Here is a 16158-nt window from a genome sequence, read left to right on the forward strand (position 1 = left end):
TTGACGATGTTGCCGTCCCGGTCGCTTGTCAGGGAGCTGTGAGCGGGCCGTACGCTCCCGGGGCGCGGTCGCGGTAGAACTGCCAGCGGTCCCTGACTTCCCGGAGCTTGCCCATGTCCAGGTCCCTGACGACCAGTTCGGGTTCCTTGTCGCTGGCGACCTCGCCGACGAACTGGGCCTCGGGGTCCACGAAGTACGAGGTGCCGTAGAAGTCGTTGTCGCCGTACTCCTCCACGCCGACCCGGTTGATCGCGCCGACGAAGTACTCGTTGGCCACGGCCGCCGCGGGCTGTTCCAGCTGCCAGAGGTAGCCGGACAGGCCGCGCGAGGTGGCGGAGGGGTTGAAGACGAGCTCGGCGCCCGCGAGACCCAGGGCCCGCCAGCCCTCGGGGAAGTGGCGGTCGTAGCAGATGTAGACACCGACCCTGCCGACGGCGGTGTCGAAGACGGGCCAGCCGCTGTTGCCGGGGCGGAAGTAGAACTTCTCCCAGAAGCCGCGCACTTGGGGGATGTGGGTCTTGCGGTACTTGCCGAGGTAGGAACCGTCGGCGTCGATCACGGCCGCGGTGTTGTAGAGGACACCCGGCTGCTCCTCCTCGTACATGGGCAGCACCAGGACGAGGCCCAGCTCCTTCGCGAGGGCCTGGAAGCGGCGCACGATGGGGCCCTCGGGGATCTGCTCGGCGTACTCGTAGAACGCCGGGTCCTGCACCTGGCAGAAGTACGGTCCGTAGAACAGCTCCTGGAAACAGAGGACTTGGGCGCCCTGGGCCGCGGCGTCGCGGGCCGCCTGCTCGTGCACCCGGATCATCGACTCCTTGTCGCCCGTCCAGGCGGTCTGGAAGACGGCGGCGCGGATCACTCGGCTCATCGGGACCTCCGGTAGCTCGGTGTCCGGTGAGCCTAGAAAGTCCGCGCGTCCGCTTTGAGTTGCACCGTGTCACGTCTGCGGGGGTGCGGCGTGGCACCGTGTCACCCTTGACCGACCCCATGTTTCCTCACCGTTTTCCCAGGTCGTCGCATGTTTCACCCCTGTTGCGCGTCATGCGCGAGGAGCGCGATGTGCACCGAGGCCGCCTGCTCGAAGTCGTCGAGGTCGGCACCGAGCCGGGCCTGTATCGCCTCCAGCCGGCGGTAGAGGGCGGGCCGGGAGACGTGATGGAGCTGCGCGGTCAGGGACTTGTTGCGGCCGGTGGCCAGATAGGTGCGCAGCACGGCCAGCAGGTCCTCGTCCGCGGCGCGCAGCAGTCCGGCCAGCTCGCGCTCGGCGAAGGACTGCACATGCGGGTCGTCGCGCAGCAGCCGGACGAGGCCGCGCAGATGGACGTCCTTCAGGCGGACGACCGGCGGCGGTTCGAGGGCGGAGCCGGCGACGGCGTCCGCGACGTGCCGGGCCTCGCGCAGCCCCGCGGGGACGTCGTCCCAGTCGGGGCGGGGCGCGGCGGCGGCCACCACGGCCGCCGGGCCCTCCTGCCGCAGCCGGGCCGCGAAGTGCCCGGTGAGCGTCTCGGCGTCCTGGTCGCGGGCGAGGCTGAGCAGGACGGCCGTGGCGTCGTCGGCGAGTTCGGCGACCAGGCCCGGCAGACCGATCAGCCGCAGTACCCGGTCGAGCCGTTCGCGATCCGGCCCGCGCACCACGAGCGGGACGAACGTACGGCGGTTGACCGGCAGTCCGGCGGCCCGCGCCCGCGGCAGCAGCTGCCGTGCGGGGACGACGCCGGAGACCAGGTCGGTGAGCAGGCTCTGCGCGGACTGCTCCTCCCAGGAGGCCGCGGTGCCGCCGAGCATGCGGTGCAGGACGAGGGCCTCGGCGGCGCGGTCGGCGAGGAGGCGTCCGGCGGCGGTGTCCCCGCGGAAGCCGCACAGCACGAGGCGGCCCCAGCGCTCGCCCCGGCCGCCGAGTTCGGCGCGGATCCAGCCGTCGCCCTCGCGGCCGCCGGCCTGCCGGGCGATGCGCTCCCAGTCGCGCAGGACGTCGTCGACAGCCGGCCGCTCCCCCGCGGTGGCCAGCACCCGGTGGGCGAGGTTGGTGACGACGACGGGGCAGCCGCTGTGCTGGGCGACCTCGTCCAGCAGCCGTTGCAGGGGCGCCCCGGCCGTGATGAGGCCGGTGAGCGCGGTGCGTACGGCCTCGGAGAGGCTGACGGCGGCGAACTTCCGCCGCACCAGCCGGGACTGGACCTCCTCGGTGAGTTCGGCGAAGGGGAAGGGCCGGTGCAGGACGACCAGGGGCAGTCCGCAGCGTTCGGCGGCGCGGCGCATCACGTCCGGCGGCGCGGGGAAGGCGCGGCCGAGTCCGAGGACCACGGCGGCGGCCTCCGCGCGGTGCAGGGAGCGGATGTACTCGGCCTGTTTGTGCTCGTCACCGGCGAGCAGTACACCGGTGGTGAGGACCATCTCCCCGCCGGAGAGCATCACCCCGACGTCGGCGGCCTCGGCGACGTGCACCCAGCGCACCGGCCGGTCGAGATGGCCGGCCCCGGCCACCACCTCGGGCTCCCCGGCGAGCACCCGTTCCAGGCCGAGCACCTGACGGACCGACAGGGCGGGTTCCAGGGACTCCAGGGCGGTGGTCATCGGCTGCGCTCCCTCAACTCACGTGCTGCTAGCGGATGCTCCTCAGAGCGCGTTCGAGGATCGCGGCGCCCTCCTCGGCCTCCGCGACGGTCAGGGAGAGCGGCGGGGCGACCCGCAGGGCGCTGGTGTTGTGGCCGCCGCCCTTGCCGATGAGCAGTCCGCCCTCGCGGGCCGCCTCCAGGACGGCGGACGCGGCCTGCGGGTCGGCCTCGTCGGTGCCGGGGCGGGTCAGCTCGATGCCGATCATCAGCCCGCGGCCGCGGACCTCGCGCACGGCCGGGATCTGCGCGCCGACGGCCCGCAGCCGCTCGATGAGCAGTCCGCCGACCCGGCGGGCGTTGCCCTGGAGGTCGTGCTCCACGAGGTAGTTGAGGTTGGCGAGGCCGGCCGCCATGGTGATCTGGGTGCCGCCGAAGGTGGAGATGCTGTTGGCGTCCAGGCAGTTCATGATCTCGGAGCGGGCGATGACGCCGCCGATGGACATGCCGTTGCCGATGCCTTTGGCGAAGGTGACGATGTCGGGCGGTCCGGCCTTGCCGTGTGCCTGCCAGCCCCAGAAGTGCTCGCCGGTGCGGCCCCAGCCGGTCTGCACCTCGTCGGCGATCCACAGGATGCCGCGCCGGGCCAGGATCTCCCGGAAGGCGGCGTAGAGGCCGTCGGGCGGTGAGGTGAAGCCGCCGACCCCCTGGATCGGCTCGGCGATCAGCGCGGCGGGCGCGCGGGTGTGGCCGAGCAGGTCCTGGAGATCCTCGACGCAGGCGGCGATGAACTCCCGGTCGTTCAGGGCCGCGTAGGGTCCGCGGGTGCGCACACCGCCGTGCACGTAGAGCGTCTGGAGCGGGGACAGCGAGGTCGGTGACCAGCCGCGGTTGCCGGTGACGCCGACCGCGCTGAACGAGCGGCCGTGGTAGCTGTTGCGCATCGCCAGGACGGTGTTGCTGCGGCGGTACGTCGTGGCGAGCAGCAGGGCGGTGTCGTTGGCCTCGGTGCCGGAGGTGGTGAAGAACACCCGCGGGTCCGGGATGCCGCTCAGCTTGGCGATGCGCTCGGCGAGTTCGACCATCGGCCGGTTGAGGTAGAGCGTGGAGGAGTGGATGATCCGTCCGGCCTGTTCGCTCACCGCCTTGGTGATCTCGGGCAGGGCGTGCGCGGTCATGGTGGTGAGGATGCCGCCGAAGAAGTCCAGGTAGCGTCTGCCGGCCGCGTCCCAGACGTACCGGCCCTCGCCGTGGGTGATCTCCAGCGGGTCCTCGTAGTAGAGGGCGAGCCAGTCGGGGAGCACACGGCGGTGCCGGCCCAGCAGGTCGTCGGTCACGGCTGTACCAGCCCTTCGTAGGCGTCGGGGCGGCGGTCCCGGTAGAAGGCCCACTGCTGCCGGACCTCTTCGATGGTGTCGAAGTCGAGGTCGCGGACGACGAGTTCCTCCTTGCTGTCGCTGGCGACCTCGCCGACGAACTGCCCGCGCGGGTCGACGAAGTAGGAGGTGCCGTAGAAGTCGTTGTCGCCGTACTCCTCCACGCCGACGCGGTTGATGGCGGCGACGAAGTACTCGTTGGCGACGGCGGCCGCGGGCTGCTCCAGGCGCCACAGATAGGAGGACAGGCCTCGGTGGGTGGCGGACGGGTTGTAGACCAACTGTGCGCCGTTCAGCCCCAGTTGCCGCCAGCCCTCCGGGAAGTGGCGGTCGTAGCAGATGTAGACGCCGACCTTGCCGACGGCGGTGTCGAAGACGGGCCAGCCGAGGTTGCCGGGCTTGAAGTAGTACTTCTCCCAGAAGCCCTTCACCTGCGGGATGTGGTGCTTGCGGTACTTGCCGAGGTAGGTGCCGTCGGCGTCGATCACGGCCGCGGTGTTGTAGTAGAAGCCCGACTGCTCGACCTCGAACACCGGCACGACGACGACCATGCCGGTCTCGCGGGCCAGCTCCCGCATCCGGTTCACGGTGGGGCCGTCCGGGACCGGTTCGGCCCAGCGGTAGTGCTCGGGTTCCTGGACCTGGCAGAAGTAGGGGCTGTTGAAGACCTCCTGGAAGCCGATGACCTCGGCTCCCCGGCGGGCCGCCTCGCGGGCGTGCTCCTCGTGTTTCGCGACCATGGACTCGGTGTCGCCGGTCCAGGTGGCCTGGACCAGAGCGGCACGGACGACGTTCGCCATGAGCTGCTCCTTCGACGGGACGTCAGCGCCTCTACGCCCGTAGAACAGGGACGTAGAGGGATGAACGTATGCCTCCCCGAGAGCCTTGCCAAGACCATTGTCGTCAACCCGCGGGGTCCGGGGCGATTGCCACTCCCGTGGGTGAGCCGGGGCCGGGCCGCGGGGAGCGCGGGCCGCGGGGCCGTCCCGCTCAGACGGCGAAGCCCGCGACCCGCAGCGCGTGCAGCAGGTCCCAGTACCGCTCGTCCGACACGCCCTGGGCGGCCTCCAGCAGTAAGGGGACCAGGGCCTGGGGGTCGACGGCGGCGCTGCGGGCGACCTCCTCGGGAGTGCGCATCCGGACGTAGGCGTCGAGCAGCGCGCCCACCTCGCGGCGCCGGCCCTCGGCCGCCATGGCCACGACGGCCTGCGCGACCTCGTGGGCGGGCCGTACGACGCCCTGCCGCAGGATCTGGTGCCCGTCGGCCTCCCGGCCGGCGGCGGCCAGCGCGTCCGCGGCGGCGACCAGCCGCTCGGGCGGCAGCGAGGCGGCCTCCCAGAGCAGCGTCGCCCAGTCCGCGCCGAGCCCGGCCCGCTCCAGTTCGGCGGCGAACACGGGGAAGCGGACGGCGGGCCAGTGCGCCGCCTCCACGAGCAGGGCGTGCGCCTCCCCGCTGCGTCCCTCGCCGCGCAGCCGCAGCAGCGCGCGGACGGCCCCGACCACGGCGGCCCGGTCCTCGGCGTCGGCGTGCAGCTCCGGCCTGGCCGTCCGCTCCGGCTCCTCGGCCGACCCGGCGAACCGGGCCCCGCGCGGGGTACGGCCGCCCGAGCTGGGCGGCGCGGGCAGCTCCGGCATCGCCGCGTCCGGCACGGGCACGGGCGCCGCGGTCACCTCCTCGGCCATCCCGGCGAAGCGGGCACTACCCCGGCGGCGCTTGCGCTGCTTGGGGGTGGGGGCGGTGGCGTCGGGCGGCGCGGGGGCGGGGGCCGGGGCGGCCACGGGGGGCGTGTGCGGGCGGTTGCGGGGCGCGGGTCCGGCCGTGGAGGGCGTGGGCGTGGACGGGCGACGGTAGGGCGCGGGCGTGGGATCGGGGGCCGGGGCCGGGTGCGCGTAGGCCGAGGGCTCGGGGGCCGGGTGCGAGGGGTCGTAGGGAGCGGGGGCCGGGGCCGGGTGAGGGTGGTTGTAGGGAGCGGGTGCGGGCCCGGTCGTGGCGTGGGGGTGCCCGGCGGGGCCCCGTTCGCCCCGGACCGCCCGTGCCGCCGCCGGGTCGGGCGGCCACTGCGGCGCGGGGGCGGGAGCGGGTGCGCCGGGCCCGCCGTCGGCCGGGGCGGGCATGCCGCCGCCCCTCGGGCCGTGCCCCGCCGCTCCCCCGGCGTGCGGGGCACGGCCCGCGACACCCGCCTGGGGCGGCACCCTGTCGGCACCACCCCACACGGGCCGCCCTTCGTGCCCCGTGGCGCGCTCCAGGTCTCCCATCCGCCGGCGCAGCTCCACGCACCGGGCGCCCGCGCGGACGTGGTCGTCACGGGCCCAGGCGAGGTCGACACGCAGCGCCTCGGCCTCGGCGGCGGAGGTGGCGGCGGCCAGGGCCGCGGTGAGGGTGGTCAGGCGTTCGGCGGCGTATCTCTGCTCGCGGAGCATCACGTCGAGGCGGTCGCGGAGGGCCTCCCGGCCACCGGGGCGCAGGTCGTGGGCCGTGAGCGCGGCCGTGTGCAGCGCGCGGGCGCGGGCCGTCTCCTCGGCTGCGGCTCCGGGGCCGTACTCCGCGGCGTAGTCCTGGAGCAGGGCCTCCAGGACGTCCCAGGGCGGCAGCTCCCGCCCGTCGAGGCAGGCCTGCATGCCCTCGGGGTCGCGCTGCCAGAACACCCCGCACCAGCCGCCGCTTTCGTCCAGGCGGGCCAGCAGGCCGTCCAGGTAGTTTGCGAACTCCCGTACCTGAGTCGGGAGTTGATCCACTGACATCGTACGACCCCCGCAAGACCGGAGCATTCCGGTTCGTTAGCGAACACCAGCCGTGTTACGTCCCGGCTACGGGGAGTTTTCCGGAAGGGCGCGGACCTCTTCACCGGCGCTCCGACCTGCGGTGACCTCAGGCAGGCAAAAGTTCACAGTGCGCGACGAGTTCGTCCATCGACAGACCGAGCACACGGGCCAGCGCCGCCACGGTGAAGAAGGCCGGGGTCGGGGCCCGCCCGGTCTCGATCTTGCGGAGGGTCTCGGCGGAGATACCGGCGTCCGCGGCGACCTCGGCCATGCTGCGGCCGCCACGGGCCTCACGAAGCAGCCGGCCGAGCCGCTCGCCACGTTCACGCTCTTCAGGAGTCAGCGGGGTGCGCACCATGAGGACAGTCTACTATCGATCCCCATTCTTATACCGGTATAGTAATTGGCATGGTGGAACTGAAGACGGAATCGTCGATCGAAGCGATGTACGAGGCGGGACAGGTCGTCGCGCGGGCCCTCACGGCGGTGCGCGAGGCCGCCGACGTGGGGGTGTCCCTGCTGGAGCTGGACGAGGTGGCCCGTGGCGTGCTGCGCGCGGCGGGCGCCGGCTCCCCCTTCCTCGGCTACCGCCCCTCCTTCGCGCCCACCCCGTTCCCCGCCGTGATCTGCGCCTCGGTGAACGACGCGATCGTGCACGGCATCCCGACCGCCTACCGGCTGCGCGACGGCGACCTCGTCTCCGTCGACTGCGGCGCCGAACTGGGCGGCTGGGTCGGCGACTCCGCCCTCAGCTTCACCGTGGGCCGGGCCCGACCGGCGGACGTGCGCCTGATCGAGACCGCCGAGCGCGCCCTCGCGGCCGGTATCGGCGCCGCCGTCCCCGGCAACCGCATCGGCGACATCGCCCACGCCATCGGCTCGGTCTGCCGAGAGGCCGGCTACGGCATCCCGGACGGCTTCGGCGGCCACGGCATCGGCCGCCGTATGCACGAGGACCCCGGGGTCCCGAACGAGGGCCGGCCCGGCCGCGGCATGCGACTGCGGGCCGGGATGGTCCTGGCCATCGAGCCGATGGTGGTCGGAGGCGGCCGCGACGACTACCACGCGGCGGGCGACGGCTGGACCCTGCGGACGAACGACGGCTCCCGCGCGGCCCATGCCGAGCACACGGTGGCGATCACGGCCGCCGGGCCGCGCGTGCTGACCGCCCGCACGGACACGACGGCGGTGCGGGACACGGGTCTTCGGGCGGGCTAGGGGCTGCCGGGCGGGCGTGGGGCGGGCGAGTCGAGTACAGGCCCCGCCGCGCACGCGCTGGAGGTGCCCCCGGTCCCTGTTCGTGCGAAGGTGTTCTACGAACGCGGTCAGGTGTAACCGGCTTCCGGCCGGGTTACCCGGCTCCGGCATGTCGATCAGCGAGGGCGACCCTGCCCGCGCAGGGAAGCCGGATGGGAACGCCATGACCAGCGGTTACAGCGAGCCGGAGGCCTACGACGCCTTCGGAGAGTTCCTCGCCCGCTTCTTCGGCGGACCTCGCCCCGGTCCCCGGCAGATCAACATCGGCCAGCTGCTCAGCCAGCCGGCCAGGGAGCTGGTGCGCGGCGCCGCGCAGTACGCCGCCGAGCACGGCAGCCGAGATCTGGACACGCAGCATCTGCTGCGCGCCGCGCTGGCCGCCGAGCCCACCAGGACCCTGATCAGCAGGTCCGGCACGGACCCCGACTCCCTCGCCACGGAGATCGACGAACGGTCCGGCCCGGTCGTGCACCAGCCCGCCGAGGCCCCGCCGCCCACCTCGCTGTCGCTCACCCCGGCCGCCAAGCGCGCCCTGCTCGACGCGCACGAGCTGGCACGCTCGCGCGGCGCGGGGTACATCGGCCCGGAGCACGTGCTCAGCGCCCTGGCCGCGAACCCCGACTCGGCCGCCGGGCACATTCTCAACCAGGCGCACTTCAACCCCGGCGCCGCCGCGCCCTCCGAAGCCCCGGAGCTGGCGCCGCCGCGGGCCGAGCGGCGGCCGGGCACCACGACGCCGACCCTCGACAAGTACGGCCGGGACCTGACCGACCAGGCCCGCCAGGGCCGGATCGACCCGGTGATCGGCCGGGAGACGGAGATCGAGCAGACCGTCGAGGTGCTGTCGCGGCGGGGCAAGAACAACCCCGTGCTGATCGGCGACGCGGGCGTCGGCAAGACCGCCATCGTGGAGGGCCTGGCGCAGCGGATCGCGGACGGAGACGTGCCGGACATCCTGGCCGGCCGCCGGGTGGTGGCCCTCGATCTGACCGGTGTGGTGGCCGGTACCCGCTACCGGGGCGACTTCGAGGAGCGCCTGAACTCCATCGTCGAGGAGATCCGCACGCACTCCGACGAACTCATCGTCTTCATCGACGAGCTGCACACGGTGGTCGGCGCGGGCGGTGGCGGCGAGGGCGGCTCGATGGACGCGGGCAACATCCTCAAGCCCGCGCTGGCCCGCGGCGAACTGCACGTGGTCGGCGCGACCACGCTGGAGGAGTTCCGCCGCATCGAGAAGGACGCGGCGCTCGCCCGCCGCTTCCAGCCGATCCTGGTGCCCGAGCCGACCCCGGACGACGCGCTGGAGATCCTGCGCGGCCTGCGCGACCGCTACGAGGCCCATCACCAGGTCCGCTACACCGACGAGGCGCTGGACGCCGCCGTCGAGCTCTCCGACCGCTATCTCACCGACCGCAGGCTGCCCGACAAGGCGATCGACCTGATCGACCAGGCGGGCGCCCGGGTCCGGCTGCGCGCCCGCACCAAGGGCACGGACGTACGCGCGATGGAACGCGAGGCCGAGCAGCTGACCCGGGACAAGGACCAGGCCGTCGCCGACGAGAGTTACGAGGAGGCGATGCGGCTGCGCGACCGGATCGCCGAACTGAAGCGACGGCTCGACGAGGCCACCGGGGACGGCGCGGTCGAGGAGGGCCAGCATCTGGAGGTCACCGCGGAGGCCATCGCCGAGGTTGTGTCACGGCAGACCGGCATCCCGGTCAGCAGGCTGACGGAGGAGGAGAAGGACCGGCTGCTCGGCCTGGAGGAGCATCTGCACCAGCGGGTGATCGGCCAGGAGGAAGCCGTCCGGGTCGTCGCCGACGCGGTGCTGCGCTCCCGGGCGGGCCTGGCGAGCCCGGACCGGCCGATCGGCAGCTTCCTCTTCCTCGGCCCGACCGGCGTGGGCAAGACCGAGCTGGCGCGGGCGCTGGCGGAGGCGCTGTTCGGCAGCGAGGACCGCATGGTGCGGCTGGACATGAGCGAGTACCAGGAGCGGCACACCGTCTCCCGGCTGGTCGGCGCCCCGCCCGGATACGTCGGGCACGAGGAGGCCGGGCAGCTCACCGAGGTCGTCCGCCGCCATCCGTACTCGCTGCTGCTCCTGGACGAGGTGGAGAAGGCGCACCCGGACGTCTTCAACATCCTGCTCCAGGTGCTGGACGACGGCCGGCTCACCGACTCCCAGGGCCGCACGGTCGACTTCACCAACACGGTGATCGTGATGACCAGCAACCTCGGTTCGGAGGCCATCACCCGGGGCGGCGGCGGGATCGGCTTCGGGCCGGGGGACGGCGCGACCGACGAGGAGGCGCGCCGCGAGCGTGTCCTGCGCCCGCTGCGCGACCATTTCCGGCCGGAGTTCCTGAACCGCATCGACGAGATCGTCGTCTTCCGGCGGCTCACCTCCGAGCAGTTGCACCGGATCACCAACCTGCTGCTGGAGCGGACCCGGCGGCTGGTGCACGCGCAGGGCCTCACGGTCGACTTCACCGGTGCCGCGATCGACTGGCTGTCCGAGCACGGATTCCAGCCGGAGTACGGTGCCCGTCCGCTGCGCCGCACCATCCAGCGCGAGGTCGACAACCGGCTCTCCCGGCTGCTCCTCGACGGCAAGGTCGGCGAGGGCGACCGGGTGACGGTGGACGTGACGGACGGGCACCTGGACTTCCGTACGGAGAGCGGGGTCCAGGACACCTCGGGCGGCGCGTAGCACCGCCCGAGGTGTCCTGGGCGAGCGGGGCCGGGTCAGGGCGCTGGGTGGACGACCATCGCCGATCCGCCGCCCCTGCGTACCTTCTCGGCTGCGGCGAGCCACTTCCCGCCCGGCAGCCGCTGCACGCCGGTCGCCGCGCCGATCTCCGGGTTGAGCCGGAAGCCGTGCCCGATGGCCTCCAGCTGGGCCCGCAACGGGTTGTCGTAGAGCCCGGGTTCGAGTTCGGTGGTGGTCTGGTTGCGCTGGCTGGCGCGGGGCGCGGCGATGGCGTCGACGAGCGGCAGGCCGCGGTCGAGGAAGCCCGTCAGGGTCTGGAGCACGGTGGTGACGATGGTCGCTCCGCCGGGTGAACCGAGCGCCAGGACAGGGCGGTTGTGCGCGTCGAGCACGATCGTCGGAGAGATGGAGGAGCGCGGCCGCTTGCCGGGTCCCGGCAGGTTCGGGTCGTGCACGGCCGGGTTGGCGGGCGCGAAGGAGAAGTCGGTCAGCTCGTTGTTGAGCAGGAAGCCCCGGCCGGGGACGGTGATGCCGCTGCCGCCGGTCTGCTCGATGGTGAGGGTGTAGGCGACGACGTTGCCCCACCTGTCGGCGGTGGTGAGGTGGGTGGTGTTCTCCCCCTCGTACGTCGTCGGAGCCGCCGTGCCCGTCGCGGCGCAGTCGGCCGGGTCGCGGGGGTCGCCGGGGGCGAGCGGGCTGGTGAGGACGGCGTCGTCCTTGATCAGGCAGGCGCGGGAGTCGGCGTAGCGCTGCGAGAGCAGTTCCCTCGCCGGTACGTCCTCGAAGGCGGGGTCGCCCACCCAGCGCCCGCGGTCGGCGAAGGCGATACGGCTCGCCTCGATGAGACGGTGGAGATAGCGGGCCTCGCTCGCCTTCGACAGGCCGGTGTTCTCCAGGATGTTGAGGGCCTCGCCGACGGTGGTGCCGCCGGAGGAGGAGGGCGCGATGGAGTAGACGCCGAGTCCGCGGTACGAAGTCCGGGTCGGGGCCTGGAGTTTGGCGCGGTAGGCGCGCAGGTCCTCGGCGGTGAGCCGGCCGGGCCGGGCGTTCCAGCCGGAGGCCGGGTCCACGGGCGGGTGGTTGACCGTCTCGAGGATGTCGCGGCCGAGGCCGCCTCGGTAGAGGGTGCCGACGCCCTTGGCGCCGAGTTCGGCGTAGGTGCGGGCGAGGTCGGGGTTCTTGAACGTGGAGCCGACGACGGGGAGTTCGCCGCCGGGCAGGAACAGGCCGGCGGTGTCGGGGAAGGCGCGGAAGCGGGTCTCGTTCGCGGCGGTCTGCGCGCGGAAGGTGGTGTCCACCGTGAAGCCGTCCCGGGCCAGGCGCTCGGCGGGCTTCAGCAGCGGGGCCAGCGGTCTGCTGCCCCAGCGTTCCAGCGCGGTCCGCCAGGTGGCCGGGGTGCCGGGGACGCCGACGCCGAGGCCGCTGCTGACCGCTTCGGCGAAGGGGACCGGCTTGCCGTTCTCCAGGAACAGGTCGGGCCCGGCGCCGAGCGGCGCGGTCTCGCGGCCGTCGACGGTGTGCACGGTCCGGGAGGCGGCGTCGTAGTAGACGAAGTAGCCGCCTCCGCCGATGCCCGCGGAGTAGGGCTCGGTGACGCCGAGGGCGGCCGCGGTGGCGACGGCCGCGTCGACGGCGTTGCCGCCCTTGCGCAGGACCTCGATGCCCGCGGCGGAGGCGTCCGCGTCGACGCTGGCTACGGCGCCGCCGTAGCCGGTCGCGACAGGAACCTTCTCGACGGGCGTGGGCGGTGCGGCGGGTGGCGCCGCGGCCCCCACCGTGACGACGGCGGCCGAGACCGCCAGAATCGTCAGCTTCCGGGAGACGGGTAGGACACGGACAGGGCGACGCATGCGCACCTCCAGTCGGGACCGTCCGCGCAGCCTAATCGACCGCTCCCGTCCCCGTCAGGAGCGCGCGGGGAGAGCGCTGCGAGGTGCGCCGAACACGAGTTCGCCGGGGACCGCTAGCATGCGCGCCCATGAATGACGACGTCCGCAACATTGTTCTAGGGGTCCTGGCGGCCGGCATCAGCGCCACGCTGGGCTGGCTCGCCCGCACCTATCTGTGGCAGCGCAAACTCCGCCGCAAGCAGCGGTTCCTCGGCCTGCCGGAGAACGCGGAGGCCGTACTCGTCGTCAACCGTGACCCGGCGGCCGCGGAACCGGCCGTCCACCGCTTCGACGTGTTCGCGCTGGTGGAGCTGTCCGCCCTGATCAAGGACTGCGGGGCGCACGCGCAGCTCGTCACCCAGGACATGGCCCAGCCCGGTTTCGGGGAGCGCACGGAGTTCTGTGTCGGCGGGCCCGGCTCCAACCGGCGGATGGCCGCGCACATGTCGGCCATGCTGCCGGGTGTACGGATCAATGTGGACGCCGAACCGGGGCCGGACCGCGGCGCGTTCCAGGTCGGCTCCGAGCGGTACCGGCTGGAGGCGGGCCGTACCGAGTACGTGCTGCTGGCTCGACTGACGGACAGTCAGAACGCCAAGGCGCGGCCGGTGTTCCTCTTCTGCGGCCAGCGGGCGATCACCAACCAGGCGGCGACCCGCTATCTGGCCCGCCACCACGAGCGGTTGACCCGTAAGTACGGGACGGGTTCCTTCGTGCTGCTGCTGAAGGTGGTCAACTCGCAGGCGTACGGGGCCGATGTGGTGGAGCTGGTGGCGGATGTGACGCGCGCGGCGCAGGAGACCCTGCCCGCCCCGTCCACGAGGGCGTCCCGCCGGGCGTCCTGACGTCGCGTCAGCAAGTCTCCGGGGAAGATCGTTACTCGTACGTAACTTACCGGTGGGTTACCCGTGGTATCCGGCCAAGGTTACCGTCAGGTCACTTTGCACTTACACGCGTGAGGAGTGACCCGTGAATCAAAGGGGCGCGGAGCGCCTTCGAGCAGGGTGGTGGTGGGAGACGGGCGGGCCCCACCGCAAGGCGTTGCGCACCGCCGCCGTGGGTGCCGTCTCCGCGACCCTGATCGCGGGCAGCGCCCTCGGCCTCGCCCCCGCCGCCCAGGCGGCCCCGAACAGCGTCCGGTTCGTGGACATCACGGGCCAGGGCGGGACCGTGCTCAAGGCGAACGTCGTCACGCCCCGGGGCGCCGACGACAGCCGCCGCTACCCGCTCGTCGTGCTGCCCACGAGCTGGGGCCTGCCCCAGGCCGAGTACCTCGTCCCGGCCCAGCGGCTCGCCGACTCCGGCTATGTCGTCGTCACCTACAACGTGCGCGGCTTCTGGCAGTCCGGCGGCTCGATCGAGGTCGCCGGGCCGGCGGACGTGGCCGACGCCTCCGAGGTCATCGACTGGGCGCTCGCCCACACCCCCGCCGACCCCGGCCGTATCGGCATGGCCGGTGTCTCCTACGGCGCCGGGATCAGCCTGCTCGCGGCCGCGCACGACCCGCGGGTCAAGGCCGTGGCCGCGCTCAGCGGCTGGGCCGACCTGATCGACTCCATCTACGGCGGCCGCACCCAGCACGTCCAGGCGGCCAGGCTGCTGGACGTCGCCGGCGCGCTCACCGGCCGCCTCAGCCCCGAGTCCAGACGGGTCTTCGACGACTTCTACGCGTCCAACCTCGGCAACGAGGCGGACCTGATCGCCTGGGGCAAGGTCCGCTCCCCCGGGACCTACGTCGACCGCCTCAACGCCAACGGCACCGCCGTGATGCTCGCCAACGCCTGGGGCGACACCGTCTTCCCGCCCGGCCAGTACGCGGAGTTCTACGAGCGGCTGACCGGACCGAAGCGTCTCCAGCTGCGCCCCGGCGACCACGGAACGGCCGAGATCACCGGCCTGTTCGGGCTGCCCAACGACGTGTGGACCGACACCGGCCGCTGGTTCGACCACCACCTCAAGGGCGCCGCCAACGGCGTCGACCGCGAGCCGCCGGTGCGGCTCAAGTCCCGTACGGGCGACGGCTACGAGGGCTATCCGGACTGGAAGTCGGTCGCCGCGACGGACCGCAAGATCGCCCTGTCCGGCACGAAGAGGATCCACACGAACATCGACTCGGGCGCGAGCGGCGGCATCGTCCTGCTGTCCAGCATCCTCGACCAGTTCGTCAAGCTCCCGCCGATGGCGTCGATCCCCCTGATCCCGCGTCTGTGGGCCGCCGTCTGGCAGTCGGAGAAGTACCCGACGGCCCAGCACATCCGCGGCACCGCCCGGCTGCACACCACCGTCACCGCGACCGAGGAGAGCGGAACCCTCGTCGCGTACCTGTACGACGTGGGCCCGCTCGGCCTCGGCAAGCTGGTCGGCCACGCGCCGTACACCTTCCACGGGCGCACCCCCGGGAAGCCGTTCGGTGTCGACCTGGAGGTGTTCTCCACGGCCTACGACGTCCCGGCAGGGCATCGGCTGGCCCTGGTCGTCGACACGGTCGACCCGCTCTACATCGAGCACAACCCGACCGGCGCGCAGCTGACCTTCTCCTCGCCGGCGAACGACCCGTCCTATGTGACGGTCCCGCTGCGCGAGCAGTGATCTCCGGCTGCCGCCGGGCGGGTCTGGCTCTCCGCGGCTGCTGCCACCCGTGGTCAAGGGGCGTGGGGGGATCCCCACCCGGCAGCAGCGTCCCTGGTCCGGCGGCGACGACCGCGACCGCCATCGCCGGAGGGACGAAGGTCCGATCGTAGTCGAGACCCCCGGCGACGCGTCGGCCGGTGGGGGTCGGCCCGGCCCCGGCGGCACGCACAGGTGCGCCGGGGAGCGCGGCCCGCGCCGGCCGGTCAGTGGTGAAGGATCTTCGACAGGAAGTCCTTGGCCCGGTCGCTGTGCGGGTTGCTGAAGAACTCGTCGGGGCTGCGGTCCTCCACGATGCGGCCGTCGGCCATGAACACCACGCGGTTGGCGGCGGAACGGGCGAAGCCCATCTCGTGTGTGACGACGACCATCGTCATGCCGTCACGGGCGAGTTGCCGCATGACCTCCAGCACCTCGTTGATCATCTCCGGGTCGAGCGCGGAGGTGGGCTCGTCGAACAGCAGGGCCTTGGGCTCCATGGCGAGGGCGCGGGCGATGGCCACGCGCTGCTGCTGACCGCCGGAGAGCTGGGCGGGGTACTTGTCGGCCTGGTCGGCGACGCCGACCCGGTCGAGGAGTTCGCGCGAACGCTTGTCGGCGTCCTCCTTCTTGCGCTTTCTGACCTTGATCTGACCGAGCGACACGTTCTGCAGGACCGTCTTGTGGGCGAAGAGGTTGAAGGACTGGAAGACCATGCCGACGTCGGCGCGCAGGGCCGCGAGCGCCTTGCCCTCCGAGGGGAGCGGTTTGCCGTCGAGCGTGATGGTGCCGGACTCGATCGGCTCCAGCCGGTTGATCGCCCTGCACAGCGTGGACTTGCCCGACCCCGAGGGGCCGATGACCACGACCACCTCCCCCTTGCCCACCGTGAGGTCGATGTCCTGAAGGACATGCAGCTCCCCGAAGTACTTGTTCACTTCACGCAGCTCGATCAATGGATCGACGGCCATTCCCAGCCCCACTCGCTCGTCGCCGTG

12 protein-coding genes are annotated in these 16158 nt (G+C 72.7%); 4 read left to right on the top strand and 8 right to left on the bottom strand.

The window, feature by feature from the left end; all coding sequences use genetic code 11:
* Positions 1-28 precede the first annotated feature (28 nt).
* The 6 genes from ACZ6SQ_RS28995 to ACZ6SQ_RS29020 form a co-directional block, all read right to left on the bottom strand.
* Positions 29-871 (bottom strand): nitrilase-related carbon-nitrogen hydrolase, encoded by an 843-nt coding sequence (locus ACZ6SQ_RS28995; RefSeq protein ID WP_386379280.1) that lies wholly within the window; start codon positions 869-871, stop codon positions 29-31.
* Between the two features lie 155 nt (positions 872-1026).
* Positions 1027-2577 carry a PucR family transcriptional regulator gene (locus ACZ6SQ_RS29000; RefSeq protein WP_386379281.1) on the bottom strand — a complete coding sequence of 517 codons (1551 nt, stop codon included), beginning with the start codon at positions 2575-2577 and terminating at the stop codon, positions 1027-1029.
* Positions 2578-2605: 28 nt separating this feature from the next.
* A complete protein-coding gene (locus ACZ6SQ_RS29005; RefSeq protein WP_469567156.1) occupies positions 2606-3892 on the bottom strand; it encodes an aspartate aminotransferase family protein in 1287 nt (428 codons plus the stop codon).
* Positions 3889-4731 carry a nitrilase-related carbon-nitrogen hydrolase gene (locus ACZ6SQ_RS29010; protein ID WP_469567159.1) on the bottom strand — a complete coding sequence of 281 codons (843 nt, stop codon included), beginning with the start codon at positions 4729-4731 and terminating at the stop codon, positions 3889-3891. Before ACZ6SQ_RS29010 ends, ACZ6SQ_RS29005 begins: the two co-directional genes overlap by 4 nt.
* Positions 4732-4921: 190 nt before the next feature.
* A complete protein-coding gene (locus ACZ6SQ_RS29015; protein ID WP_469567161.1) occupies positions 4922-6673 on the bottom strand; it encodes a hypothetical protein in 1752 nt (583 codons plus the stop codon).
* 127 nt (positions 6674-6800) lie between these two features.
* Positions 6801-7052, bottom strand: a complete 252-nt coding sequence (locus ACZ6SQ_RS29020; protein ID WP_469567163.1) for a helix-turn-helix domain-containing protein — start codon at positions 7050-7052, stop codon at positions 6801-6803.
* Positions 7053-7102: 50 nt separating this feature from the next.
* Here ACZ6SQ_RS29020 and map point away from each other — a divergent pair, with 50 nt between their 5' ends.
* A complete protein-coding gene (map, locus tag ACZ6SQ_RS29025) occupies positions 7103-7912 on the top strand; it encodes a type I methionyl aminopeptidase (RefSeq protein ID WP_469567166.1) in 810 nt (269 codons plus the stop codon).
* Between the two features lie 202 nt (positions 7913-8114).
* Positions 8115-10664, top strand: coding sequence for an ATP-dependent Clp protease ATP-binding subunit (locus ACZ6SQ_RS29030; RefSeq protein ID WP_469567167.1), 2550 nt, complete (start codon positions 8115-8117; stop codon positions 10662-10664).
* Positions 10665-10699: 35 nt separating this feature from the next.
* Here ACZ6SQ_RS29030 and ggt read toward each other — a convergent pair whose 3' ends face one another.
* Positions 10700-12514, bottom strand: coding sequence for a gamma-glutamyltransferase (gene ggt, locus ACZ6SQ_RS29035; protein ID WP_469567169.1), 1815 nt, complete (start codon positions 12512-12514; stop codon positions 10700-10702).
* 128 nt (positions 12515-12642) lie between these two features.
* On the opposite strand from ggt, the gene ACZ6SQ_RS29040 reads away from it, so the two are divergent.
* Both ACZ6SQ_RS29040 and ACZ6SQ_RS29045 read left to right on the top strand, forming a co-directional pair.
* Entirely contained in the window at positions 12643-13398 is a 756-nt protein-coding gene (locus ACZ6SQ_RS29040; RefSeq protein ID WP_469567172.1) for a hypothetical protein, read from the top strand.
* 196 nt (positions 13399-13594) lie between these two features.
* Positions 13595-15142, top strand: coding sequence for an alpha/beta fold hydrolase (locus tag ACZ6SQ_RS29045; protein ID WP_469567199.1), 1548 nt, complete (start codon positions 13595-13597; stop codon positions 15140-15142).
* A gap of 245 nt (positions 15143-15387) precedes the next feature.
* Here ACZ6SQ_RS29045 and ACZ6SQ_RS29050 read toward each other — a convergent pair whose 3' ends face one another.
* Positions 15388-16131, bottom strand: a complete 744-nt coding sequence (locus ACZ6SQ_RS29050) for an amino acid ABC transporter ATP-binding protein (protein WP_469567174.1) — start codon at positions 16129-16131, stop codon at positions 15388-15390.
* Positions 16132-16158: the final 27 nt, after the last annotated feature.

The sequence above is a fragment of the Streptomyces sp. NPDC048600 genome (assembly GCF_055587025.1).